This window comes from Vibrio salilacus, from assembly GCF_002811245.1.
GTDB lineage: Bacteria > Pseudomonadota > Gammaproteobacteria > Enterobacterales > Vibrionaceae > Vibrio > Vibrio salilacus.
Genome location: NZ_NIVQ01000009.1, coordinates 1 through 26,677, shown reverse-complemented (window position 1 = coordinate 26,677; position 26,677 = coordinate 1). Strand labels below are relative to the sequence as shown.

General features: G+C 45.3%; 21 protein-coding genes. 5 read left to right on the top strand and 16 right to left on the bottom strand.

The window, feature by feature from the left end; all coding sequences use genetic code 11:
• Positions 1-2 precede the first annotated feature (2 nt).
• From flhF to sixA, 3 genes are all read right to left on the bottom strand, one after another.
• Positions 3-1,517, bottom strand: coding sequence for a flagellar biosynthesis GTPase FlhF (flhF, locus tag CDZ87_RS08230; RefSeq protein ID WP_100753110.1), 1,515 nt, complete (start codon positions 1,515-1,517; stop codon positions 3-5).
• Positions 1,518-1,546: 29 nt separating this feature from the next.
• Positions 1,547-3,640: a flagellar biosynthesis protein FlhA gene (gene flhA / locus CDZ87_RS08225; RefSeq protein ID WP_100753109.1), complete on the bottom strand. Its 2,094-nt coding sequence runs from the start codon at positions 3,638-3,640 to the stop codon at positions 1,547-1,549.
• A 189-nt stretch (positions 3,641-3,829) separates the two neighbouring features.
• The gene (gene sixA / locus CDZ87_RS08220) at positions 3,830-4,294 is read right to left on the bottom strand and encodes a phosphohistidine phosphatase SixA (protein WP_100753108.1); all 465 of its coding nucleotides are present in this window, start codon (positions 4,292-4,294) and stop codon (positions 3,830-3,832) included.
• Positions 4,295-4,656: 362 nt separating this feature from the next.
• Here sixA and CDZ87_RS08215 point away from each other — a divergent pair, with 362 nt between their 5' ends.
• Positions 4,657-7,431 (top strand): insulinase family protein, encoded by a 2,775-nt coding sequence (locus tag CDZ87_RS08215; RefSeq protein WP_100753107.1) that lies wholly within the window; start codon positions 4,657-4,659, stop codon positions 7,429-7,431.
• Here the strand turns inward: CDZ87_RS08215 and CDZ87_RS08210 are convergent.
• A complete protein-coding gene (locus CDZ87_RS08210) occupies positions 7,423-8,022 on the bottom strand; it encodes a VOC family protein (RefSeq protein ID WP_100753106.1) in 600 nt (199 codons plus the stop codon). The two genes, CDZ87_RS08215 and CDZ87_RS08210, sit on opposite strands and share 9 nt — an antisense overlap.
• A 247-nt stretch (positions 8,023-8,269) precedes the next feature.
• Here CDZ87_RS08210 and argS point away from each other — a divergent pair, with 247 nt between their 5' ends.
• Both argS and CDZ87_RS08200 read left to right on the top strand, forming a co-directional pair.
• On the top strand, positions 8,270-10,003 hold the full coding sequence (gene argS / locus CDZ87_RS08205; RefSeq protein ID WP_100753105.1) for an arginine--tRNA ligase: 1,734 nt from the start codon (positions 8,270-8,272) through the stop codon (positions 10,001-10,003).
• Positions 10,004-10,121: 118 nt separating this feature from the next.
• On the top strand, positions 10,122-10,550 hold the full coding sequence (locus tag CDZ87_RS08200; RefSeq protein WP_100753104.1) for an HIT family protein: 429 nt from the start codon (positions 10,122-10,124) through the stop codon (positions 10,548-10,550).
• Between the two features lie 37 nt (positions 10,551-10,587).
• Here the strand turns inward: CDZ87_RS08200 and CDZ87_RS08195 are convergent, their stop codons facing one another.
• From CDZ87_RS08195 to znuA, 5 genes are all read right to left on the bottom strand, one after another.
• On the bottom strand, positions 10,588-10,818 hold the full coding sequence (locus CDZ87_RS08195; RefSeq protein ID WP_100753103.1) for a FeoC-like transcriptional regulator: 231 nt from the start codon (positions 10,816-10,818) through the stop codon (positions 10,588-10,590).
• Positions 10,815-13,091, bottom strand: coding sequence for a Fe(2+) transporter permease subunit FeoB (gene feoB, locus CDZ87_RS08190; RefSeq protein ID WP_100753102.1), 2,277 nt, complete (start codon positions 13,089-13,091; stop codon positions 10,815-10,817). The genes CDZ87_RS08195 and feoB overlap by 4 nt, the downstream gene beginning before the upstream one ends.
• On the bottom strand, positions 13,091-13,318 hold the full coding sequence (locus tag CDZ87_RS08185; protein WP_100753101.1) for a FeoA family protein: 228 nt from the start codon (positions 13,316-13,318) through the stop codon (positions 13,091-13,093). Before CDZ87_RS08185 ends, feoB begins: the two co-directional genes overlap by 1 nt.
• Before the next feature lie 498 nt (positions 13,319-13,816).
• Positions 13,817-17,095, bottom strand: coding sequence for a helix-turn-helix domain-containing protein (locus CDZ87_RS08180; protein WP_100753100.1), 3,279 nt, complete (start codon positions 17,093-17,095; stop codon positions 13,817-13,819).
• Between the two features lie 228 nt (positions 17,096-17,323).
• Positions 17,324-18,205 (bottom strand): zinc ABC transporter substrate-binding protein ZnuA, encoded by an 882-nt coding sequence (znuA, locus tag CDZ87_RS08175; protein ID WP_100753099.1) that lies wholly within the window; start codon positions 18,203-18,205, stop codon positions 17,324-17,326.
• Positions 18,206-18,284: 79 nt separating this feature from the next.
• Here znuA and znuC point away from each other — a divergent pair, with 79 nt between their 5' ends.
• Positions 18,285-19,070 (top strand): zinc ABC transporter ATP-binding protein ZnuC, encoded by a 786-nt coding sequence (znuC, locus tag CDZ87_RS08170; protein WP_100753098.1) that lies wholly within the window; start codon positions 18,285-18,287, stop codon positions 19,068-19,070.
• Positions 19,063-19,848 carry a zinc ABC transporter permease subunit ZnuB gene (znuB, locus tag CDZ87_RS08165; protein ID WP_100753097.1) on the top strand — a complete coding sequence of 262 codons (786 nt, stop codon included), beginning with the start codon at positions 19,063-19,065 and terminating at the stop codon, positions 19,846-19,848. The genes znuC and znuB overlap by 8 nt, the downstream gene beginning before the upstream one ends.
• A gap of 75 nt (positions 19,849-19,923) precedes the next feature.
• Here the strand turns inward: znuB and purF are convergent, their stop codons facing one another.
• The 7 genes from purF to CDZ87_RS08130 all read right to left on the bottom strand — a co-directional run.
• Complete coding sequence (purF, locus tag CDZ87_RS08160; protein WP_100753096.1) at positions 19,924-21,438, bottom strand: amidophosphoribosyltransferase; 1,515 nt, start codon at positions 21,436-21,438, stop codon at positions 19,924-19,926.
• 35 nt (positions 21,439-21,473) lie between these two features.
• Positions 21,474-21,965, bottom strand: a complete 492-nt coding sequence (locus tag CDZ87_RS08155; protein WP_038177049.1) for a CvpA family protein — start codon at positions 21,963-21,965, stop codon at positions 21,474-21,476.
• A 63-nt stretch (positions 21,966-22,028) separates the two neighbouring features.
• Positions 22,029-22,568: an SPOR domain-containing protein gene (locus tag CDZ87_RS08150; protein ID WP_100753095.1), complete on the bottom strand. Its 540-nt coding sequence runs from the start codon at positions 22,566-22,568 to the stop codon at positions 22,029-22,031.
• On the bottom strand, positions 22,569-23,834 hold the full coding sequence (folC, locus tag CDZ87_RS08145) for a bifunctional tetrahydrofolate synthase/dihydrofolate synthase (protein ID WP_100753094.1): 1,266 nt from the start codon (positions 23,832-23,834) through the stop codon (positions 22,569-22,571).
• A 44-nt stretch (positions 23,835-23,878) separates the two neighbouring features.
• Entirely contained in the window at positions 23,879-24,805 is a 927-nt protein-coding gene (gene accD, locus CDZ87_RS08140) for an acetyl-CoA carboxylase, carboxyltransferase subunit beta (RefSeq protein ID WP_100753093.1), read from the bottom strand.
• 175 nt (positions 24,806-24,980) lie between these two features.
• Positions 24,981-25,775 carry a tRNA pseudouridine(38-40) synthase TruA gene (gene truA, locus CDZ87_RS08135; protein ID WP_100753092.1) on the bottom strand — a complete coding sequence of 265 codons (795 nt, stop codon included), beginning with the start codon at positions 25,773-25,775 and terminating at the stop codon, positions 24,981-24,983.
• Positions 25,776-25,876: 101 nt separating this feature from the next.
• A partial coding sequence (locus CDZ87_RS08130) for a FimV C-terminal domain-containing protein (RefSeq protein WP_281251959.1) occupies positions 25,877-26,677 on the bottom strand: 801 nt, incomplete at its 5' end.

The window sequence follows — 26,677 nt, the reverse complement described above, 5'->3', positions numbered from 1 at the left end:
GCCTAGAACCTCTCCGCTTCACTATTCCAGTAGTGAGGTTCATCATCTGTCGACTTCTCAAGTAATTCATTTGCTTTAGCGACCATATACTTTGGTTGCGCTATCACAATATCTTCGGGAACTCGTTGTCCATTCGCGATGTAAGCCACTGGCAGTGCGTTCTGCACCACTACACTGACGAATTCACCTAAACTCAGGGATTCATCCAGTTTAGTCATAATGCATCCAGACAGTGGAATACGCTTAAAATGGTCGATAGTCTCTTGCAGGACTTTGCGCTGTGCAGTGGCAGGCAGCACTAAATAACTGTGGATGACCTCACCACTCTCATGCATAAGCGTGTCTAATTGCTCAGACAGCCTTACATCACGTTGCCCCATACCTGCTGTATCAACCAGAATTAGGCGACGATTTCGTAACTGATATATTACATCGGCTAACTCATTGGAATCTTTAGCGACTTTTACAGGACATCCCATAATTCGTCCATAAATCGCTAATTGTTCATGTGCACCAATACGATAAGTATCAGTGGAAACGAGCGCGACGTTGTCAGCGCCAAACTCCATCGCCGCGCGTGCGGCCAGTTTTGCGACCGAGGTCGTTTTGCCTACCCCTGTTGGGCCAAGCAGTGCAACAACACCGCCACGTTTTAAAATATCTTGCTTAGAAATTGGGATTTGGTCAGACACTAAACCCAACAGCGCTTTCCACGCTTTAGTTGGAGGGGTATCTTCTGGGATATAGCATGCCAATTGGTCCGCGAGATCGGAAGAGACCCCCATGCGTTCAAGGCGCTTAATTAACATCGCTCTTAGTGGTTCACGTCGCTCGACCTCTTGCCACATTAAGCCCGAAACTTGATGTTCGAGCAGGCGACGAATCGATGTCATTTCTTCTTTCATTTCTTCGAGATCGTCACTCGACATGCTTGGTTCGTTTTGTCGCGAACGCTCATAACGTGTGGGATCAAGTTTGGCTGCAGGCTTGTCAATACGACGATCTTCTGCAATGAGGCGCGCTAACGGTGAGTCTTCTTTTACTCGAACATTTTCTTGGCTGTGAGGACGAGACGAGGCTTGCCGCTTTAACAAGGCGGATAAAGAGTCTGAACTCTCCTCCTCCTCTCGACCGCCGGCATCGGTTTGACCATAACTGTATTGCTTAAGCATGTTCGCAAAACGTTTAGTCATTGAACGTCCAGAATCCGTTTGTGATTGCAGGCTCACTCGGTCATCGTCGAGCGCTCGATTAGTCGTACTCGGCATTGAGTTAGGGGCCTGACGAGGCGGCGTATTTGTTGGGGTCGAGTTGTAGCCTTGACTATTTCTATTGCTGTTGTCAGTGCTTTTGCCAGCACCAATGCGATTTGCACCTTCGCCATCGACAGCAGCAACGATTTCAACTCCGCCCGACACTTTTTTATTTGACATGATCACGGCATCATCACCCAGTTCAGCTTTAACCTGAAGCAAGGCGGTGCGCATGTCTTTGGCAAAAAATCGTTTAATCTTCAAATTGAGTACCGTATTTCAACGCATTAGAACTAGTTGCCGACAGCTTGAACAATGCGAATTTGTTTCTCGTCAGGGATTTCTTGGTAAGAGAGAACTCTTAGCGAAGGAATCGTATTCTTAACAAATTTAGCCAACGTTGAACGTAACACACCGGATGTCAACAGAACCGCGGGTTCGCCTTTGAGTTCTTGCTCTTGCGTCGCATGACTTAACGACGATTGAAGTCGCTCTGCTAAACCAGGTTCAATTCCCGCGGATTCACCACCAGAAGCCTGCATAGTTTGATGCAATATTTGTTCCAATTCAGGAATTAGAGTGATAACTGGCAGTTCCGGCTCTATACCATTGATTTCCTGAACAATTAACCGCTTCAACGAAATACGCACTGCAGCCGTTAAAATGTCAGGTTCTTGACTCTTACTTGAGTATTCGGACAAGGTTTGTACGATGGTACGAATATCTCGAATCGGCACGGCTTCATTGAGTAAGTTCTGCAACACTTTAACCACCACACCTAACTGCAATTGCTCAGGAACAAAACTCTCTACCAGCTTCGGAGTGCTACGACCGAGCATTTCAATCAGGTTCTGCACCTCTTCGTGTCCAATCAGCTGTGAGGCATTGTTGGTCAGTAGCTGGCTCAAATGGGTCGCCAGTACCGTCGATGAATCCACCACTGTGTACCCCAATGCTTGTGCGTGTTCGCGCTGCTCTTCACGAATCCATACCGCTTCCAAACCAAAAGCGGGATCTATGGTTGGCTCACCTTCGATCAGGCCATATACCTGGCCGGGGTTAATCGCTAACTCCATATCTGGACGGATTTCGGCTTCGCCGACCGCGACTCCCATCAGAGTAATTCGGTAACTGTTGGGCGTTAATTCTAAATTATCGCGGATGTGTACCGCAGGGATTAGAAAGCCAAAATCTTGTGAGAGCTTTTTCCGTACCCCTTTAACCCTTTCTAGCAATTCGCCCCCTTGATCTTTATCGACCAGAGGAATCAAACGATAGCCCACTTCTAAGCCAACAATATCAACGGGTTGGACATCATCCCAAGAAAGCTCTTTCGGTGTCGGTGAGTCTTGATCTGTGTTGGCGGGTAAATTCGGTTTCTCAGCTTCTTTTTTCTGCTTACGCTGAATCATATACGCACAGCCAGCGGCGATAGCAGCCAGCAGTAGAAAAGCGAAATGAGGCATTCCAGGAACAATACCCATCACACCAAGAATCACCGCTGTGATCATCAATGCTTTCGGGTTATCAAACAGTTGGAACACCACCTGCTGTCCCATATCTTCATCTGTGTTTTGACGTGTGACCATGATCGCCGCACCAATCGAAAGCAACAGCGAAGGAATTTGTGCGACCAAGCCATCACCTATAGTTAATAAGGTGTAGATTTCAACGGCTTCACCAAAGCCAAGGTCGAACTGAACCATACCGATGGAAAGACCACCGATGATGTTGATAAAGAGAATCAAAATGCCGGCGATGGCATCGCCTTTAACAAATTTCGACGCACCGTCCATTGAACCGTAGAAGTCCGCTTCTTTGGTCACTTCCTGACGGCGGGTGCGAGCTTGGTCTTGATCAATAAGGCCGGCATTTAAGTCAGCATCAATCGCCATCTGTTTACCAGGTAAAGCGTCGAGGGTAAAGCGCGCGCTCACTTCAGAAATACGCCCTGCACCTTTGGTGACCACCATAAAGTTAATGATCATCAAAATGAGAAACACCACTAAACCGACGGCGTAATTACCACCAATCACCACACTACCGAAAGCTTCAATTACGCTACCGGCCGCACCCGCGCCTTCATGACCATAAAGCAGAACCACACGCGTTGAAGCAACGTTCAAGGCCAAACGCAACAAAGTCGCAATAAGTAATACGGTAGGGAACGCAGCGAAATCTAGCGGACGACGTGTATAAACCGTTACCAGTAGCACCACCATTGACAGCGCAATGTTGAAAGTGAAAAACAAATCGAGCAAAAACGGTGGGATGGGCAAAATGACCATCGCCAACGTCGACAGCACCATAATAGGTGCGCCAATCGCTGGCATCGCGCGTTGCGTGATCGGCGGTAATTTATGTGCAAACGGCAGAGTAAACTTCATCGTTGAGCAACTACAATATTGGGTAAAAGTAATGACTTGTCAGTTACATGCAATATCCAGTCCAACCACTGTGTCAATATTATGGCTATCTAGAGTCAAGGAGATTTATAGTCAGCGCCATACTACGAAACGAGTATATAATTTAGTTTTAATAGCAAAAATGGCACACCTAATGTATGCCAATACTATTTAGGGGTGGATATTAAACCGCACTTTTCCGGCTCGTGTTTGAGAGGAGTAATCAATACACATCAGCCCCGACGTCTGGAACATCGGTGGCACCATATCAATCACGAACTCAGCCGCCAAATAGCCAACTAATGGCAAGTGCGAAACAATGAGTAGATTTTGATAATGGTGCACATCGACCAGTGCCGATAGATACTCGGCGACTTGGCCAGCTTCTCCGTATGGTGTAATGTCATCACATATCTCTACTTGATCAGCAGTAAAGCATTGTGAAATGACTTTCCAAGTTTGCTGCGCTCGAACATAAGGGCTAACCAGCACTTTGTCGAATTTCGCAACCCCTTTCTTTGCACATTCGCGCGCCACCGCCAGTGACGCACTTTGACCATGGTCGGTTAATGCTCGTTCGGCATCACTTTGCGCAAAATGCTCGGCTTCCCCATGGCGCATGATGAAAATATTCATGGTGTATTCCTGATACTATCCCGCTTTTCGTCAGCAGCGGTTTATTATGTTTGTAATGACGTCAGTGCGGTTTCAAACTTCGGTTGTCTCTTTAACAACCCCACTTTACCTTGAACTATCAATAATTATATCAACTCTCAAGTGAAAGACTCAGACTTTCTTAACACTCTTTGACGCACAACTGAGATCGGCGCTAATCTATGTTTTGCTCATATTTCTCAAACAGATAGTTTGCAGTCAGCGTTATCCGAGTCATAATTACTTTATTATCTATAATCCTAACCACTTTCGCTTGTGCCTTTCTACTTACGAATAGTCTTTGAACCGAGCGTTTATTTTTGATCATTTTTGGAGTATTCAGCGTGCATATCAGCCCTAATGACACCAACCAGTATCGATACCTCACACTTAGTAACGATGTCAGGGTGTTGTTAATTCACGACCCAAGTGCACAGAAGTCTGCGGCCGCTTTAGCGGTTAATGTCGGTCATTTTGATGACCCTGATGATCGTGAAGGTATGGCACACTATTTAGAGCACATGTTGTTTTTAGGCACAGAAAAATACCCAAAAGTAGGCGAGTTTCAAAGCTATATCAATCAACATGGTGGCAGTAACAATGCTTGGACCGGAACAGAACACACCTGTTTCTTTTTTGACGTTGACTCGAATGCATTTGAGCGGAGCTTAGATCGCTTTAGCCAATTTTTTACCGCACCACTGTTTAATCCAGAAGCGCTTGACAAAGAACGCCAAGCGGTCGAATCAGAGTACAAACTCAAGCTCAGTGATGACTCTCGACGCCTGTATCAAGTCCACAAAGAATTAATTAATCCAGCCCACCCATTCAGCAAGTTTTCCGTGGGCAATTTACAAACGCTGGGAGACAGAAACGGCGAATCAATACGCAAAGAGATTGTCGAATTTCACTACCAAAAATACTCAGCCGACTTAATGACGCTCTCTTTAGCCAGTGCGCATAGCCTTGATGAGATGGAAAACTGGTGCCACGAAATGTTCTCGTCTATCCCTAATCATCAGTTAGCAGGAAAGTCGGTTTTAACACCTTGTTGTGATAAAAACTCGACGTCGATAATGGTCAATGTCGAACCAGTCAAAGAGATTCGCAAGTTGATCCTCACCTTTCCAATGCCAAGCATGGATGAACACTATCGCTCAAAACCGCTGTCATACTTTGCTCATCTGCTAGGTTACGAGGGCGAAGGTAGTTTGATGTTGGCACTGAAAGACCAAAATTGGATTACGTCACTGTCGGCCGGTGGTGGCACCAGTGGCAGTAACTATCGTGAATTTACTATTAGTTGCGCCCTGACTCCGATTGGGCTCGAGCATATAGACGACATTACGCAAGCCATTTTTAGCTATATTGCACTCATTCAACAGCATGGGCTTGATGAGTGGCGCTATCTTGAAAAGCAAGCGGTGCTTGAATCTGCATTTCGCTTTCAAGAGCCCGCCAGACCACTCGATATGGTTAGCCACTTAGTGATTAACATGCAGCACTATGAGGAAAGTGATGTCATCTACGGTGATTTTATGATGACACATTACGACGAAGTATTGCTTAAGTCACTGTTAGACTATTTTACTCCGGAAAATCTGCGCACCACGCTGATTGCCCATGGCTATCAATACAATCGCACTGCAAAGTGGTACTTCACGCCTTACTCTGTGACGCCTTTTTCATCCGAGCAACTCGAACGGTTCCGTCAACCTAGCTCTTTACCCTTTGCTCTGCCCGAGACAAATCCATTTATTTGCTACCATCTCGACCCGAAAGAGCTAGAGATACCTCACGACACACCACAAGTACTTGAAGAGTTACCGGGATTCAAATTATGGCACCTACAAGATACTGAATTTCGTGTCCCCAAGGGAGTGATCTATGTCGCGATTGATAGTCCTCACGCCGTTGCTAACCCGCGCAACATCGTCAAAACACGCCTGTGTGTAGAGATGTTTTTAGACAGTTTAGCCACCAGTACTTATCAAGCCGAAATTGCGGGGATGGGCTACAACATGTATGCCCATCAAGGCGGAGTTACGCTTACTCTTTCCGGTTTTAGTCGACAGCAACCGGAACTGATGACGCTGATTCTCGACCGTTTTGCTCAACGAGATTTTAGCCAACAACGCTTTAGCACCATTAAACAGCAATTGTTGCGAAACTGGCGAAATTCAGCACAAGACAGGCCCATCTCTCAACTATTCAATGCACTAACGGGAATTTTACAGCCAAACAATCCCCCCTACTCTGTGTTGTTAGACGCGTTAGAGTCGATTGAGGTCAATGAACTCGCCAGTTTCGTTGATAGCATTTTGGCTGAATTGCATGTTGAAATGTTTGTGTATGGTGATTGGATCAAAGCGGATGCGCTGTCACTAGGCAATACAGTCAAAAATGCTTTGCGTGTCAAAGATCAGCAATATGAAGAGGCACTACGTCCGCTCATCATGCTTGGCAAAAGCGGAACTTTCCAACGCGAAGTGTTATGTGATCAAGAAGACTCTGCAATCTTAGTTTACTACCAATGTGACGATTCCAGCGCACACAACATCGCACTTTATTCGCTCGCGAACCATTTAATGTCCGCAACGTTTTTTCATGAAATACGCACCAAACAACAGCTCGGCTACATGGTCGGTACTGGTAACCTACCGCTCAATCGCCACCCTGGTATTGTTCTGTATGTTCAATCTCCCAATGCCGCGCCAGTCGATCTGATTCGATCGATTGATGAGTTTCTCAACGCCTTCTATATGGTGCTGCTAGAGCTCAATGAATACCAATGGCATAGCAGTAAACGCGGACTATGGAATCAAATCGCTACGCCAGATAGCACCTTACGCGGACGTGCTCAGCGCCTTTGGGTTGCCATTGGCAATAAGGACAGTGAATTCAATCAAAAAGAAGTGGTACTCGCTGAACTGAAAAAGCTCACCCGCACCGATATGATTCGTTTCGTGGTTAACGAGCTAAAGCCCAGAATGGCCAATCGACTGATCATGCATGCTCAAGGTAATGCTCATCACGAATCAGAGCCACTCGACCTTGGCCAAGAGATCGGATCAATTGAAGAGTTTCAATTGAGACCTAAAGATATCGAGTTAGGCTAATTGCTCAGACTCAACAATACGTTTCAATGAATGAGGATGGAGCTTGATACAAACCCCCTGATACTTAAACGCAACGGTCGGGTTATTCAAGCGCTCTCCTTCGCCTTTCGGACTCGAGAGCTTGATCTTTACGCCCAAGGCAGAGAGTTTGTCCCAGCGCTTACCCAAAGAAGGAAAACGCGAGATCAGGTCGGTTAGGTAATCTTGCGCGGTCTGAGCCGGCGAAGGTACAACAAATTCTACGTGCTCCCAGCCCTGCACTGGGTAGTGTTTACCTGCAGCTGGATAAGGTAGCTCTAAGCACTCAATCGTCCATCCCCTAGCTTTGAGCAGACAGTCAAACAACAGTACGATAATCGGACGGCCATTGATTTGTGCTTGTGAAATCACTTTAGCTTGCTTTTGCCATTGATGATGCGCTTGTTTCGCCAATTCGATATCATTGATTCGCAACGCGATATGATCGGCTTGAAAGTCATTCAGATTAATATCCAAAATCTCGCTTAGAGTTTGAATTTTATGCATAAAATCATCGAGGTTAGTGATCATTTGATCTGGCATTAGTTGAGCATTTATCAGCTGTTGAGACATTTTTATCTATCCAAAATGTTGATTTCTCCGCAATAGTATCAAGATCGCTAGTAAAAGTAGAAAATTTCCCAGTTAACTCCCTATGTGCGCGCCGATAAAATTGCTATTATGTGCGCCGAATTTATCAACTAAATCCAGGTATGCATTGATTCCACTCCGTGGATAATATTCAGCACTTATCCCTGTAAGAGCCTGAGTATATCAGAATGTACACCTAGCCAATTCCCAAGAATTGAAGGAACCGCGTGTGAATATCCAAGCACTTATTAATGACAAAGTATCTCAGGCTTTAGAAGCCGCTGGCGCACCTGCAGGCAGCCCTGCAGCTGTTCGCCAATCAGCAAAACCACAGTTTGGTGACTACCAAGCCAACGGTGTGATGGGCGTAGCGAAAAAACTAGGTACTAACCCACGTGAGTTTGCCCAAAAAGTACTGGATGTTCTTGACCTTGATGGCATCGCTAGCAAAACAGAAATTGCAGGCCCTGGCTTCATCAATATTTTTCTTAGTGAAGAATTCTTAGCAAAACAAGCCGAAGTGGCACTGCAAGATGCCCGTTTAGGGGTGAGTGCGGCTGAGCAACAAACCATCGTCGCAGACTACTCAGCTCCTAACGTTGCTAAAGAGATGCACGTTGGCCACTTACGTTCAACCATCATCGGTGATGCGGTTGTCCGTACGCTTGAGTTTTTAGGCCACAAAGTGATTCGTGCTAACCACATCGGTGACTGGGGTACTCAGTTTGGTATGTTAATTGCCAACCTTGAACGCGTTCAGCAACAGTCAGGCGAAGTTTCAATGGAGCTTTCAGACCTTGAAACGTTCTACCGTGAATCGAAAACCCTTTACGATGAAGATCAAGAGTTCGCGGCAAAAGCACGTAGCTATGTAGTAAAACTTCAAAGTGGCGATCAGTACTGCGCAGATATGTGGAAGAAACTGGTTGACGTGACGATGATCCAAAACCAACGCAACTACGACCGTCTCAATGTCTCTCTAACTCGCGATGACGTCATGGGCGAAAGCATGTACAACGATATGCTGCCGGGTATTGTTGCGGATTTAAAAGAGAAAGGCATCGCTCAAGAAGACGATGGCGCTCAAGTCGTCTTCCTTGAAGAGTACAAGAACAAAGATGGTGAGCCAATGGGCGTTATCATCCAAAAACGTGACGGTGGCTACCTATACACCACCACAGATATAGCGTGTGCCAAATACCGTTACGAAACGTTAGGCGCGGATCGCGTACTTTACTTCATCGACTCTCGCCAACATCAGCATTTAATGCAAGCTTGGAGCATTGTTCGTAAAGCAGGTTATGTGCCTGAAGAAGTAACTTTAGAGCACCACGCGTTTGGTATGATGCTAGGTAAAGATGGACGTCCATTTAAAACTCGCGCAGGCGGCACGGTTCGCTTGGCTGATTTGTTAGACGAAGCGCAAGAGCGCGCTGTCAAACTGATCGAGTCGAAGAACCCGCAACTGGATTCCAATGAAAAAACCAACATTGCGACCACTGTTGCAATGGCTGCAGTTAAATATGCCGACCTTTCTAAGCATCGCACCACCGACTACGTTTTCGACTGGGACAACATGCTCGCTTTTGAGGGCAACACAGCACCATACATGCAATATGCTTACACTCGTGTTGCGTCTATTTTCGCTAAAGCTGGCATCGCAATGAATGATCTGCAAGGTAGCATCAAAGTAACTGAAGAGAAAGAAAAGGCCTTGATTGCTAAATTGCTTCAGTTCGAAGAGGCGGTACAGTCTGTTGCACGCGAAGGTCAGCCACATATTATGTGTAGCTACCTGTTTGAGCTTGCAGGTCAGTTCTCAAGCTTCTACGAAGCGTGCCCTATTTTGAGCAGCGAAGACGAGTCAATCAAGCAGAGTCGTTTGATGCTTGCAGCACTCACAGCGAAAACCATTAAACAAGGTCTATCGCTACTGGGTATTGAAACCCTTGAACGTATGTAAGTAATTCGAGATTCGAGATTCGAGATTCGAGATAAATTAAAAGGTTGGCGTGAGAGCGCCAACCTTTTGTTTTATTTGGCGTATACTCTTCACATTACTCTCTAATTGGAACACTATCATGAGCTTTGAACTCCACCCTCAACTCGCGCAAGATACGACCGTGATCGGGCACTTCTCGCTTTGTGTCGCTCTGCTGCACAAAGACAATGCAGTGCCTTGGGTAATACTGGTACCTAAGCGCGAACAACTCAAAGAGTTACACCATTTGCCAATGCAAGAGCAGCAGCAATTTCTGTATGAGTCACAAGCGGTTAGCCAAGCACTTGAGGCAACGTTTCGTCCTGACAAATTGAACCTTGGCACACTAGGAAATATGGTGCCACAACTGCATATCCATCATATTGCGCGCTTTAAGGACGATATCGCCTGGCCCGGCCCTGTGTGGGGGAACACTCGTGGTGAACAGCGTAACGAGCAGGAGCAAGCTCAGCTGCAGACTCGTATTCGCAATGTTCTGTCACTCAGTTCTCTGTTTACTCCCAATTAAACAAAACCGCTCATCAAGAGCGGCTTTTTAATCCTTATTACATGGTGACGGTCAATGAGAGCGCATTACTATCAATACAAGTGTAGCGCACCCTAATTACTTTCTGTTTCTCGTTGGTATCGACCAAACGAGAAATTCGCCCCTTTCTTATCCATACCGAAAGCATCGCATCAACGCCATCTTCACTAAGGTCAAACTGTTTCGCTAGCTCTTTTCGGCTAACACTCGCGTGTTGATCAAGATACGCTTTTAATTGAGCAAGAATCATAGTGCAGCAACCTCTATCAACTCAGACTGACGAGCACCACGAGATTTAAGCATGCGGTAAGTTACCAGCCCAATGGCGGCAATCGCCACGATCCAACCAACACTTGAGAGCGGATGATCCATAAAGTGGGTGACCTGATAGAACAGGGTTGCTCCACCATACGCTAAGCCCATCGTCCAGAGAGCAATAAATTTGGCATAAGTCGAGCCAAACTCGCGCACATAGGCTCCCATTGCTGCGACACACGGTGTATAGAGTAAGATAAAGATCAGATAAGCGAATGCGGCACTACTTGAAGCAAAATAACCTTTAAGGTTGCCAAAGATCGAACTGTCGACGTCTTGTTCCGCTGCCACGGTTTGACTATCAGAAAGATCGCCAACTTCAATCCCGAGCGGATCGGAGTAACTCAGATTGGCTAAGTTGTCAGGAATTGACATCACCGCTTGTTCTAGACTTGCCAGTAAATCATATTCTTCTGCTTCACCTTCACTCGGTGCATACAGACTATTTAGTGTGCCCACTACCGCTTCTTTGGCAAAAATACCAGTAATGATACCAACCGTCGCAGGCCAGTTGTCTTCTTTAATCCCCATAGGAGCAAACACAGGTGTAACCATTTGCGATGCTTTGGATAAGACAGAATTCTCGCTGTCTTCATTACCAAAACTACCATCGGTACCTACTGAGTTTAAAAAACTCAAGATAGTAACAACCACAACAATGGTTTTACCCGCACCAAGAATGAACCGTTTAAGTTTTTGCCAGGTTTTAAGAACAACATTACGCACAGTGGGTAGCTCATAATCCGGCATTTCCATCACTAAGCTATCACTTGAACCCGGATACAGGGTTTTCTTCAGTACAAACCCGGTAAATACAGCGGCGGCAATACCCAATAGATACAAAGCAAATACAATATTTTGACCACTTTGTGGAAAGAAAGCCGCGGCGAATAAAGCATAAACAGGTAAACGTGCGCCACACGACATAAAAGGAGCCATAGAAGCGGCAAGTTTACGCTCACGCTCTTGATCTAGAGTTCGCGTCGCCATAATAGAAGGCACATTACAACCAAAGCCAAGAACTAGCGGTACAAATGCTTTACCAGGTAAACCAATCTTTTGCATTACTTTGTCGAGGACGAAAGCCGCACGCGACATGTAACCTGAACTTTCCAATACCGCTAAAAATAGGTAAAGGCAAGCAATCACAGGAATAAAGGTTGCGACCGTTTGAACACCGCCGCCTACACCGTTAGCAATCAGCGTAACTAACCAAACTGGTAAATGATCATCGAGTAGATAATGGCCGCCATCAACCAAAATGGCCCCGACACCAATATCGAAAAAATCGATAAATCCACTACCAATGTTGATTGAAAACATGAACATGCAGTACATAACAATAAAAAAGAAGGGAACGCCAACCCATTTGTTAAGGATGACATTATCGACTTTTTCGGTAAAGCTATGGCTCAACTTAGCTTGTGACCGACGTACTCGTTGACATAATTGATGCAAAAAAGTGTATTTAACATCGGCCACCAACAAGTCAATATCAAGCCCTACTCGATTTTGGGTTGCTTGAATCGTTTCACGTTGTGGTTGGGCCAAGCGATTTAAAACCAATAGATCGTTTTCCAAGGCTCGAATAGCCAATGCGCGCTGCGCCACTTGCGTCGGCTGATCAAAACTCGTTTCCACTTGTGCGATGGCAGATTCAAACTCGTGACCATAATCGAGTTGCAATTCGTCCAAGGCTACACCAAGAACAAGCGCTTTATGCAAACGCTCTTTAAAATACGCCACTTGCGACTTATTGTTGGCTGAAATGGCCACCACAGGACAGCCCAAGGCTTTTTCTAGCGCTTTAATGTCGATGCTTTGACGCTCGCGCTTGAGCGCATCCATCTTATTTAAAACCACCATCATTGGTCGTCCAAGCTCACGCAGTTGCAATGTCATATATAGGCTGCGTTCTAAACAAGTCGCGTCGACAACATTAATTATCAGATCGGCCGGATGCGTTAATACCGCGCGTGATGCGATCGATTCATCGATACTATTGCCATCATTACCACTATCGAGAGCATAAATACCTGGCAGATCCATCAATGAAAATTCGTCTCCCGCATGAGTATAACGTCCGGTTTTTTTCTCGACCGTAACACCGGCCCAGTTCCCCACTTGTTGCTTCGCGCCCGTTAAACCATTAAATAGCGTCGTTTTACCACTATTTGGGTTACCTACGGTTAGAATAGAATATTGCATCAGCTCTTCTCCACAACAATTGAATCTGCGATATTGGTGCGTACTGCAAGTGAAATACCACGGACTTCAACTTGAAGCGGATCTCCCATTGGAGCCCGACGGACTAATCTTACTGGCGTTTGTGGCAATAAGCCCATTACCATCAATTTCTTTCTGACATCATTTGACAGTTGTTCAAAGCCAATGATCGTCGCTTTTTGCCCTTGCTGTAGCTGTGATAGTTTCATAAACAAGCCATTTGGATATAAATGAGAAGTATTTCTATTACTGATTGCAATAATAACGGTATACCTAGCGAATAATCTTGTTTGAAATCAATGTTTGCAAGTATAGAAAGGTAAAAACGTCAAAAAAATCTCCGTTAATTACGTCAAAGACACACTAATCTAGGTGGTTTCTTTACTTGGAGTGGTATTAAAAAAGATAAAAATAGAAATAAAGTATTAAAAATCAGAAGTTTAACCTTGTGTCGTTTTTCTTATACTAACTTGGCGTTAATTTTATAAATAAAAAAAGTCTGTCGGATTATAGTTAATCCCGTCGAGAGGCTACAACCTTAAGGCAACAACATTTAAATTCCAGATGTGGTGCAAACAGCACCACTCCGGCAGCAAGCGAAGGTGTCATTGGCACCCGTGGTATGGCCTCCCCGGCTGTACCACGAATTTTTTTCTTCTCTCTCCTGCTTTTCAATTAATTCCACTTTAATCACACTAACTAACGTATTAAACATCATCTTGTTGCTCGACAAACTGTGTCGGTGACATTCCAAACCGATGCTTGAAACGTTGACTAAAGTAAGAAGGATCATTAAACCCGCACTCAAATGCGACATCCGAAACCTTTCCGCCAGCTAGTAATCTACGGCAAGCGTGATCTAAACGCGTATCGTTGAGATATTCAGTGAAGGTTTTATCAAAAGCCGACTTGACCCGACGTTGCAGGCTGCGTTCTGAGATGTAGAGCTTTTTAGCCGCAACGGAAGTGCTAAACTCAGGCTCCGTGTACTGCTTTTCAACCAAGTCTACCAACTTTTCTAACCACGGGTCGTACTGCAATCTGCCCTCTTTTGACGCATTCTGCTGTGCAGTGGCCGTTGATTTCTCTTCAAATACTTCGCTGATTGGCCAAGATAACTGCAGCAAGTTACGTTCTGCTGAAGAGTGGCTATAGATTTTACCACCACTTTGCGCCACCAAGTCTACTAAGCCGTAGGTATGGGTTGACTCGCTTTGCTCAGGTGCGTAGCCTTGGTCAAGCATAGAAAGCGTGACCCAATCATCTCTTCGGGTCAACTGGATCACTACGGTTTGGTTGCGATAGCAACGCTTGACGATACCATCGAAGATAAAATTAAATATCTCATCAAGGTTGAAGACTTTAAGACTGATATAGAAGCCATCACTCACCTCTATATCGACGTGAACGCCCGCTCTATCGAGCTCCTTTTGCCAGCCACGTAGTACCGATTGAACGATCAAACTGAGATTATACACAGGTAAAGCCTGACCATTAGTCGAACGTATATTGACCAATAGATCAAGTTGTTTAGCCAGATAGTCTACCGCTGATTGATTGATGTCTTTTCTATCCGTTTTATTCAACAACTTGTCACGCAACGCATGAATAGACTCGATATAAATTAACCCTCGCACCTGCAGTTGTTTACGTAACTGCTGATTGTTATCGATCAGAACATGGCTTTGATGGCGAAGCTGATTGGTTTTTAGTGCCACTTGTGCTCGCAATTCACGATTTGATTTAGACATAATACGTGAACGCCAAAAAACGATGGCAGAAACAATGACCATCGTTAGTAGCACATACATCACCCCAGCATAATATGACGTATACCATGGCTCCTTGACCGTAAAATCAAAATGCTTAATGTTACTCTGTTCAACCCCATTACGCAGTGCGCGCACTTCGAGGGTATATCGACCAGGCTTTAAATGTTCAATAGAGAGTGTCGCCCCATCAAGCATTGTCCATGTTTCATCACGAACGAGTCGGTACTCAAGATCGAGGTTACTTGAGCTCGGTACAATACCAAATTGGAAAAATAGCGAATCTCCCTTACTTAACTCCAACGGAGATTGGACGGTGTTACCGAGTGAATACAACTGTTGATTTTGTTTAATTTTACTGAAGATAACTTCGGCTTTTGGCAGCACGCTATCATTAAGTTGACGGGTATCAATTTCGACGAATGTGTTGCGGGCACCCAACAATAATGTCTCTTTACTACCACTACTGTAGCTACAAAGTGCTGAAATAAACTCATTGTTAATCAAACCTAGAGGTTCACCGTAATGACTTTCAAATCGTCCTGATTCTGAGTATCTGGATAATCCACTCGACGAGGTTAACCACACTCCCGTCTTGTTTTTTAGTAAACACTTGGGAGTAACATGCCCATCCACCATAGTTAGCGGTTGAGTCTGTTGACTGTCGATGTCGAACCTGTAAGCACCATAACGACCGGCAACCCACAGCTCACTATCTGAGATCTGTTCAATGTCAATCACCTCGCCATAGGTCAGACTTTCTCCGGAAAATCGCACCTTACCATCACGCAATAAGTAGACACCGTGTTCCGTCCCTAGGGTCAGATAGCCTTGATGAGTGACAAACATATGCGTCAATTGCGCAGGCAAGTATTGTTCAATCATCCATTCCGAGCCATATGAGGTATATTGTCTACTTGTTAGGTGATAGCTCCATAACTGGTTATTGCTTGCTCCCCACAATATATTATGCTCATCGAACTCAATAAAGCGCACATCGCTCTGTTTTAGTATTTTTGGTAAATCAGTGTCAATCCTCTCTCCAGTAACAGAATCAATACCGACAATACCCTGCCCGGTGGCGAGCCATAAAATGCCGTTACGCTGTTCGAAGTCATTCACTTTACCTTGGTAAACTAATTTCCTTGGTTCAAGGTCACTTGTCCCAAGACGATAGATGCCGCGATTGGTCAACATCCAGTAGCCATCTTGCGTCGAGGCGCTTTGCAGTTTTATCGCTACTTCTCTATTTCGGCCATAACTGGTGGGTAAGTATGCATAGCGTACAAAGTGGCGTGAAAAAGTCGAGAAATAACGTACTCCCCGCTCAGTAGCTATCCATACCCCACCACGATGATCATTGAGCAACGCATAGATTTTCTCACCAGTAAGTTTATTTCCAGTCCAAAAGCCTTGATCAAATTGACGAGTTTCATCACGACTAAAGGTATAGATGAACAACCCTTTCTCAGTACCAATCCAATATTCTTGATCGGTTTCAGTAATACTCAATACATGGTCATGTGAAATGCGCTTGACTGGTTTATGCGGATTATAAATATCGAATACCAGTGCACCATTTAAGCTTCCTACCACCAGTTCGTTTCGTGCTGCAGAAAAATAGAGTGTCTCGGCGTAATGACTGCCTGAACTAGTGACATGTTTAAACGTCTGCTGCTGTGAAAGAAACACGCCAGAATTGGTCGCTAACACCCACTTTGAATGAACCAGTTTGGCGTCGTTTATCGTAATTTTCGCAGCCTGATTATATTGATAGAGTTCAGTGAGTGAGTATTGAGTTAGTTCACCAGTATCAATAAGATAGGTATAAAAGTTGTGCTGATCAGTGAGCCAAATAAAGCGTTGTGAGGTGCCAATAGAAAGAATTTCAGTTCCGGGAGTCAAGTTTAAAACCAGCTGCTTTTCCTGATTAGGTACCGTTCGATAGAGTTCGTTTTGAAAAACGGTCCAAAAAGCATTGTCTGCAAAGGCGATCTGCTCTGCATCGTGCTCAAGGGCGGAGCCCCACTTCGGCATGATATGTTGGCCGTCAAAAAACAGCACTTGATTGCGTACATCCTGCAGCCAGATGCCGCCGCCATCGGCACGAAATAAGTTTTTAGCTGCAAAGACTTTTCCCTCAGCCAAACTGGGGAGTGGATAAAAAACTTTGGGTGAGGTATTCAATGCCTGAACCTCTACACTAAATAAAAACATGTAGAGTATCAGTAATAGTTTCTTCAATTATTTCCGTCCTTGGCTACAACCAAAAGGCGATAATAGCGCGACCAAAGGTAACAAGGTAGCTTAGTGTTATTTTGTGATGATAAATTACCTAATAAATAAGTCGATTAACAAGTGATGTGAAGCAATTAGTGCCGACTTTCTCGGTAGCTTCACAGATAGTGAACCAACCGAGAAAGTAACGCTATCCTTGATCGTCAATCAGTCAGAACTCAAACAGTGGCTAAAGCTGTCTGCTAATTGCTGCTTAAACGTAAAATAACCACCTTGTTTTACCTCTATATCACTACCAATAGGATCCAGTACACCGATATTGGTGTCGCTACCCCGAGTAACAGACTGAACAACTGCAGGGGTGAACTGAGGTTCAGTGAATAAACAGTAAACGTCATTACCAGAGAGCGCTTTGCGAATCGAAATCAATGTCTTCGCTCCTGGTTTTCGGTCTGGGCTAATGGTGAAGTAACCAAGATGGTTGAGGCCATAATCTTGCTCGAAATAACCATATGCATCATGAAAAACATAGTAACCGCGTGCTTTTATTGGCGCGAGCTGCTGCTTGATGGCTTGATGCTGCTGTTCTAGCTGACGGTTAAATGAAGCTAAATTACTCAGGTATTGCGAGCGATGTTGAGGGTCTGCATCAGCCATCGCCAGCGCAATGGCTTGCGCGACTTGTTTTGTCGGGAGATAGCCAAGCCAAAAATGCGAATCATAACTTCCGTGATCATGGCCCTCATGGCTGTGGTTGCCATGCACATATTCACGTAGGGCTAAATCTGGAATTTGACTTAATGTCAGCACCTTTGCTCGCCCATCAAGAATTTTACTCAAAAATGGTTCCAGATCGTGACCGAACCATATGATCAAGTCTGCAGAACGAATGCGTTTGACATCAGAAGGACGTAAGGCGTAATCATGTGGTGAAGTATTGGAGGACAACAGCACATCAGGTGTATTAATCCCGTGCGCGATTTCAGTCGCAATCAACTGAATAGGTTTAATACTGGTCAACACCGTAGCGGCTTGGGCGGTACTTATCGTGGCCAACAAAATGGCACACGCCGAGATAAATTGTTTCATGACGAAGAACTACTGACTGGTTTAAATGAGGAACAAATGTTACATTATAACAATAAACAATTGCAAATGAGTTCCATTCATGTCGACTCTAGTCGAACTAAATGATATCTGCGTTCACTTCGAAAAACGAAAAGTACTCGATAACGTCAGCTTACGTCTAAACCGTGGTGAAATTACCACCTTGATTGGCCCGAATGGCGCTGGAAAGTCGACCTTAGTCAAAGTTCTACTTGGGCTACAACGTCAATTTAGCGGTCAAGTAACGAAAACAAAAGGGTTAAAGATAGGTTACGTTCCGCAAAAGCTTAAACTGAACGACTCTCTACCGCTTAACGTTGATCGATTTTTACAACTGGCAGGGAAATACAGCCGTCAGGAAATCAACGATGCGCTCAAATTAGTCGGCGCAGAGCACTTAACCTGTAGCAATATGCATTCGCTGTCAGGTGGTGAAACTCAACGTGTACTTCTTTCGCGGGCACTTTTGCAACGTCCTGATCTGCTTGTCCTCGATGAGCCTGCTCAAGGGGTCGATGTACAGGGGCAGATCGACTTGTATGATCTGATCGATACCATACGTCATCGCTTTAATTGCGCGGTATTCATGGTGTCACACGACCTACATCTCGTGATGGCTAAAACCGATGATGTGGTTTGTCTCCATCATCATATCTGCTGCTCTGGTGCCCCCGCAGATATTGCTCAGCATCCGAGTTACATTGCACTGTTTGGTCACAACCATCAACAATCACTGGCTTTTTATCATCACCAACATGATCATCACCACCACGACTTGGCAGGCCAACCAGTAACTGGCGAAGCCACTGACTGTTCACATCATTCTCACGGGCATCATCATGATTGAATTTCTCCTGCCTTCCATTTTTGCCGGTTTGGGGATCGCCGCCATTGCCGGCCCGCTAGGTTCATTTGTTGTCTGGCGCCGTATGGCTTACTTTGGCGACACATTGGCGCACGCCTCTTTAATGGGCTTAGCACTCGGTTTCCTACTCGATATTAACTTATACTTAGCTCTGACGGTTTGCTGTCTGGCATTGGCTATCTTGTTAGTCACGTTACAAAAACAGCAACTTGTCGCGACAGATACCCTACTTGGTATATTGGCCCATAGCTCACTTTCACTCGGACTTGTTGCCGTCAGCTTTCTCGATAGTGTACGTATTGATTTGATGAGTTACTTATTTGGTGACTTATTAGCGGTATCACCAAGCGATCTCATCTACATCTATTCTGGTGTGGTTTTAGTTGGCTTAGTACTTTTTGCCTTCTGGCGCCCGCTTCTATCAACAACGGTGAACGAAGACCTTGCAGCCGTTGAAGGGCATAACATTGATTTAATGCGATTAATTTTAATGCTGTTGGTTGGCTTAGTGATCGCCATCGGCATGAAGTTTGTTGGCGCACTGATCATGACCTCGCTACTGATCATTCCAGCTGCGACTGCACGTCGACTTGCTCGAACGCCCGAACAGATGGCGATGTTTGCCGCGCTGATTGGTGCAATCGCAGTTCTTATTGGCTTATCGATGTCATGGCACTATGACACCCCTGCAGGGCCTTCAGTTGTATTGAGTGCAACTGCCATGTTTATGCTGTCACAAATGACCAAGTCGAAAAGTTAACCGACCCAAAAAACAAATCAAAGGGGGCAGATTCACATCCGCCCCCTTTGATGATTGTTATTCAGTATTGATCACTTAAGCGCCTTCGTTGTGCAGCTCAAGGTTGGCTAAATCTTGTTGTATTTCACGTTGAACCTTTGCGTCATCACTACGCAGCGACTCTAGAAAGTCGAGGTAATTTTGATCAATGTCACCCGTAACATACTCGCCATTAAATACCGAGGTTTCGAACTTAGCAATATCGGTATTACCGCAGCCTACTGCCTGAACTAAGTCTTCTAACGTCTGGAAGATAAGCTCGTCAGCACCAATCTGCTTACAGATGGCGTCGTTGTCACGGCCATGAGCAATCAACTCGACGGCACTTGGCATATCGATGCCATACACGTTAGGGAAACGAATTTCCGGCGCGGCTGACACCATGAAGACTTTCTTCGCCCCAGAGTCACGTGCCATCTCGATGATTTGTTCAGAGGTCGTACCGCGCACAATAGAGTCATCTACCAGTAATACATTCTTATCTTTAAACTCAGATCGAATCGCATTCAGTTTGCGACGTACCGATTTTTTACGCTGCTGTTGACCCGGCATAATAAAAGTACGACCGACATAACGGTTCTTAACGAAACCCTGGCGGTATGGTTTGTCGATAGCTTGTGCAATCTGCAGCGCGATATCGCAAGAAGTTTCAGGAATTGGAATCACAACGTCGATATCAAGGTGACTGTACTCATCACGAATACGCTCTCCGAGTTTTTTACCCATCTCAACACGTGCACTATAAACCGAGATTTTATCGATAAAAGAGTCTGGGCGCGAGAAGTAAACGAACTCGAAAATACATGGGTTAAGGCTTGGATTATCAGCACATTGCTTAGTATGTAGCTGACCGTCAAAGGTCGCGTAGATAGCTTCACCAGGTGCCACATCACGAATAAAATCAAAACCAACGGCATCCAAAGCAACAGACTCAGAGGCAACCATATATTCGGTTGCTCCATTAATTTGACGCTTGCCAAGACAAAGAGGACGAATACCATTTGGATCACGAAACGCAACCATTCCATGGCCGATAATCATCGCAGTGACCGCATAGGCACCACGAATTGTACGATGAACATTGGTTACCGCACGAAATACATCATCGGTAGTGACATTGCCTTTAACCGTATCGATTTCATGCGCCAGGACATTGAGAAGCACTTCTGAATCAGACGTCGTGTTGATGTGGCGACGATCTTTTTCGAACAGTTTTTGGCGAACCTCAGCGGCATTGGTTAAGTTACCGTTATGAGCAAGAGTAATACCAAATGGTGAGTTCACATAGAAAGGCTGGGCCTCAGAGGAACTTGAACTACCTGCCGTAGGGTAACGTACATGACCAATGCCGACGTGACCTTGAAGACGTTGCATGTGCTTCGCTTCAAATACATCCTTGACTAAACCGTTCGCCTTACGCAGACGAAAACGATTGCTATCTATGGTACAAATGCCCGCAGCATCTTGGCCACGGTGCTGCAATACCGTCAACGCATCATAGATAGACTGGTTTACAGGCGAAGTGCCCACGACTCCAACAATACCACACATGTCTTAACCCTCGATTTTCGACAATAGCTGGCGCGTTATAGCGCGCCAGATAAGAAACTTGATGTTGCTTGCAAATGTTCAAAGAAAGGTGCAATCACGCGGCTAAATTCCGGGACCAATTGCGAACCTCTCCACCATTGCGAATCCGGAAACGTTGTAAACGCGTCCATGAAAAAGAGTGCAGCTGAAACAATTAAAACACCGCGTAAGCCACCAAAGACCACACCCAATACTCTGTCTGTTCCAGACAAACCCGTTTTTTGTACCAGTTGCGCTATGACGTAGTTGATTACTGCCCCTACAATTAGAGTAGCAATAAACAAGGCTGCTATCGCAGCGCCATTTCGAATCATGTCATCTTGAATACGCGTAAAGTAGACCGCTAATTTAGCGTAATACTGGCTGGCGATAAAAAAAGCACCAAACCAAATAACAAGTGACAAGGCTTCTTTAGTGAAACCACGAACTAAACTGATCAAAGCCGACAGGCCTATCACACCTAAAATGACAATATCTAATGGATTCATTTTGTACTTACATCTTAAGTTGGCGCGCATTTTAACAGAAAAAACGCTGACGCAAACGTTTTCTTATGGGTTTAGTGGTTTAAATTTGAGCAATTGACCTTTTGAACCAGTTATTTTTTCTAGCTCAATGATCTGACGCTCGAGTTTACTCTTTGATACATCTGGGCCAATGATCACTCGAGTAAAACCATTTTCTGGTTTTGTATGGGCTTGATAACCGCGTTTTTGCAGATCCTTAACTAGGTTCTTCGCATTCTCGGCATTTTTGAGCGCCATCAATTGTACAATCCAAGCACTTTCTTGGTATTCATTACGCTCGGGAACCGCTTTAATTTCAACCGTCAGCGGCGCATCTTGAGCCTGATTCGATTCAGCGTTTTCGACAACTTCAACGGGCGTTGGCGGAAGGCTTTGTGAATCATCAATAGGGTCGAGAATTTCAAAGCTCTCGAGTTCACTATCAAGTTCAGGTTTAAGAGGAATACTTGCTATCTCTTCTTGATAGTGCGCCTTCTTACCATCGAGTAGATCAGGTAAAACGATGACACCAATAGCAACCAATATAACGGTGCCAACAAGACGGTTTTGGAACTTGCTCGCCATTTATTCTCCTTTGCTCTGCCAATGCTCTAAAACTTCACCCACCGTGTGGAATGAACCGACGACAAGAATGACATCATCTTTAGCCGCGTTTGTCATCGCCGCTTTAAAAGCACTGACAGGGTTATCGTATTGTTGCGTTTGCTGGGCCAAATGTTGGGTCAGCTCGTGCGCTTTAGCCGCGCGTGGACCAGACAAGGAGGCAGGATACCAATGCTCAGCAATCGGCGCTAAAACTTCCAATGTTGCGGCAATATCTTTGTCGTGTAGCATCGCTACCACTGTGTGAACCGTTTGAGTTGGATAGTGCTGTTTTACGCGCTCGACCAAGTATTGGGCAGAATGAGGATTATGAGCCACATCAAGTAAAACGGTTGGCTGTTGCGATATCACCTGCATACGCCCAGGTAAAGTAGCTCGCTCTAAGCCATTCACGATATTAACATCCGTCAGGTCTAGATTCGCCGTGGCTAATGCCATCAACGCCGTGGCAGCGTTGGCCAACGGTAAACTAGGCAACGGGAGTTGATCTAAACAATAGCTGCCATGCGTCCATTGCCACTGCGTGTCACTGGTTTGCTCAAAGCGGTACTGAATATCGACTTGATAAAACTCTGCGCCTATGTCGTCGGCGTGGGCGGCGACCGTCACGGGAGCTTTAGGCTGACCACATATTGCTGGTCTACCACTACGGTAGATGCCTGCTTTTTCAAAGCCAATCACATTAATGTCATCACCGAGCCAATCGACATGGTCAATCGCTAAACTAGTGATAACCGAGACATCGTGATCGACAACATTGGTGGCATCTAAACGTCCGCCAAGGCCAACTTCGAGCAGCACGACATCAACATTCTCAGTTTGGAACAAGCGCAAGGCAGCCAATGTGCCATATTCAAAAAAGCTTAGACTAATCTCACCGCGCTGTCTCTCAATGAAATCGAACGATTGGACGATTTTATCATCGGCCATATCTTGGCCATTGATACGCACACGTTCGTTATAACGAATCAGGTGTGGCGAACTATAGACGCCGACAGAATACCCTGCATCAAGTAGTATCGCCTCCATTAAAGCGCAGGTAGACCCTTTGCCATTGGTACCGGCGACAGTAATAACAGTAGGAGCGGGTTTAGTCAGACTGGCTGACTGGGCAACAGCTTGAACGCGTTCAAGACCGAGGTCGATTGCTGAAGTGTGGATGTTAGTTAAATAATCAAGCCACATCGATAGAGGTGATGTGGCTTGAGGACTTTGGTGTTGACTCATCTAACTTTAACCAATTGATTGTGGTTGCTTGTTAGTGAGTTACTTTACCCTTTTTCGTCCGCTTCTGGTACAGAATAAGCAGCTTGATTTGGTGAATCGTTAACAGAAACTACCAAAGGCGATGATTTATTGTTCATCTTCGCCATTAGGCTACCAATACGCTGACGCATTTCACGGCGATCAACGATCATGTCGATGGCACCATGCTCCAATAGGAACTCACTACGCTGGAAGCCTTCAGGGAGATCTTCACGTACGGTTTGCTCAATAACACGACGACCCGCAAAACCGATTAGGGCTTTAGGTTCGCCAATGTTGATGTCACCAAGCATTGCCAGACTTGCCGATACACCGCCCATCGTTGGGTCAGTCATTACCGAGATAAACGGTAAGCCTTTAGCCGACAAACGCTCAAGTGCTGCACTGGTTTTTGCCATCTGCATCAATGACATTAGCGCTTCTTGCATACGCGCGCCACCACTGGCCGAGAAACACACCAAACCACACTCGTTTTCGATGGCCGCTTCTACCGCACGCACAAATCGAGCGCCGACTACCGACCCCATAGAGCCACCCATAAATGAGAACTCAAAGGCACAGGCAACGATCGGCTGACTAAGAAGCTCGCCTTTCATTACGATCAGGGCGTCTTTCTCTCCACTATTTTTCTGTGCAGCTGAGAGACGATCTTTGTACTTTTTCGAATCACGGAACTTAAGCTTATCTTGTGGCTCAAGCTCACCAGCAAGTTCGACACGATTTCCCTCATCAAGGAAGGTTTCGAGACGACGACGTGCTCTCATTCGCATGTGATGATCACATTTCGGACACACTTCTAAGTTACGCTCAAGTTCAGCGTGGTAAAGCACCTGTTCACATGAAGTACATTTAGTCCAAACCCCTTCAGGAATAGACGCTTTACGAGAAGTAACGATGTTGCTTTTTTCTAAAATCTTTTCAAGCCAACTCATGGAAGACCTTTTCTATCTACTCCCGCGCTAAATGCGCAGGATACAAATTCTGAATTTACGCGTGAGGATTAAAGCATATTAAATGCCAAGTGTAGACAAAAAACTGGTTGTACCTATTTTTTGACTGCAAACCTCACACACTAAAGCTCTGATTATTTGAACAATTTATCACGATTTAGTTCAGGTTGTTTGGCAAAAATAGTGGCCCAATAGGCACTCTTGGCAATTCAAACGCAGTAGGATAATCGACATCCACTAAGTAAAGCCCTTCTGCTTTCGCAGTCGCACCAGCCAATTTACGATCTTTAGTCTTTAACAACCACTCAATCCATTCTGGCTCTTGTTCACCACGTCCAACACAAATCAAACTACCAGTGATATTACGCACCATATGATGAACGAAAGCGTTGGCCTTGATATCAATAACAACATACTGACCATGACGAGTAACATCAAGGTGAATAAGGTTTCGCCACGGACTTCGCGATTGACAGTGTGTTGCCCGAAATGAAGTAAAATCATTTTCACCGAGCAAATACTGCCCTGCTTGATGCATTTTCTGTTCATCAAGCTCACCGTGATAATGGCTCACCCCAGAAGAGAGGATCCCAGGACGCAGTGGACTATTAAATATAATATAACGATAGCGACGTGCCGTCGCAGAGAAGCGTGCATGAAACTCTTCTGGAACCTCTTTGGCCCATCGCACCGTGATGTCATTAGGTAAGTTAGCATTAGCGCCCATTGTCCAAGCGACCATTTTACGTGTCGCTGTGGTATTAAAGTGCACCACTTGACCGGTGCCATGTACACCGGCATCAGTTCGTCCGGCACACTGAACTTCAATCGGATGGTTCGCGACAACGCTTAACGCGCGTTCTACTTTCTCTTGAACGCTCTTAACCTCTTTTTGGCGCTGCCAGCCATAGTATTGAGTACCATTGTATTCGATACATAAAGCTATTCTCATCAACTTGTTCTCACTGGATTGATTGACCTAAAATGGGGCCCGAAGTATATACCAAAAAACAAAGGGGCTAAACCGCCCCCCTTTGTTTACTTGATAATGCATCAGCCTCGGTTGATCGCATCAATCAGATTTTTTGCCTCACGACGAATATCATCACTGCCATCAACAATCGCTTCTTCAAGCAGCTTTATCGCACCTTGTGAGTCATTCATTTCAATATAGATTTTGGCTAAATCAAGCTTACCAGCCGCTTCTGAGTTTGCATCAATATCCGTTGCATCACCAATGTCACCAATAACATCCGGGAAGTCATTCAAGCCAACATCGAGCTTAAGTTCGTCATTTACTTCTTGCTGCTCTTCCGATTCAACCTCAGCCATCAGTTCATCAATAGTACGGTATTGGCTTGGTGTTGGGTCAAACTCTTCAAGTTCGGGTTGATCGCCCCAGTTCTCATCTAACACCTGAGCTTGCTCGGGTATGTTGTCTTGTGCCCAAATGGCTTGCTCATCTTCAGGAATATCATCGGTTATCTGAGCTTGTTGCTCGGGAGATAGGTTGAAACCATTCCAGTCTTCACCCATCTCCAACATAGCCTCAATATCCATGCCCGCACTGTCCGATGTCACACTATCAATAGGACCATCAAAAGAGAATCCACTCGACTGCACTTCGTCTTCTGCTAACAATTCATCGAAGGCTTGTTGGTCAAACTCTTGATGCGCCATAGCAATTTGCTCTGCGCTTACCTTACTTTCAGATGGGATCTCTTCAAGCTCTGGTAGATCCATTGCATCTAAGCCAAAGTTTTCATCTCCAGGCAAATCGTTGTCCGATAACGGCTCGGCATCCGCTAGGGCGTCTTCTTCGCCATACTCTGGCAGCTCAAGATCATCAAGTTC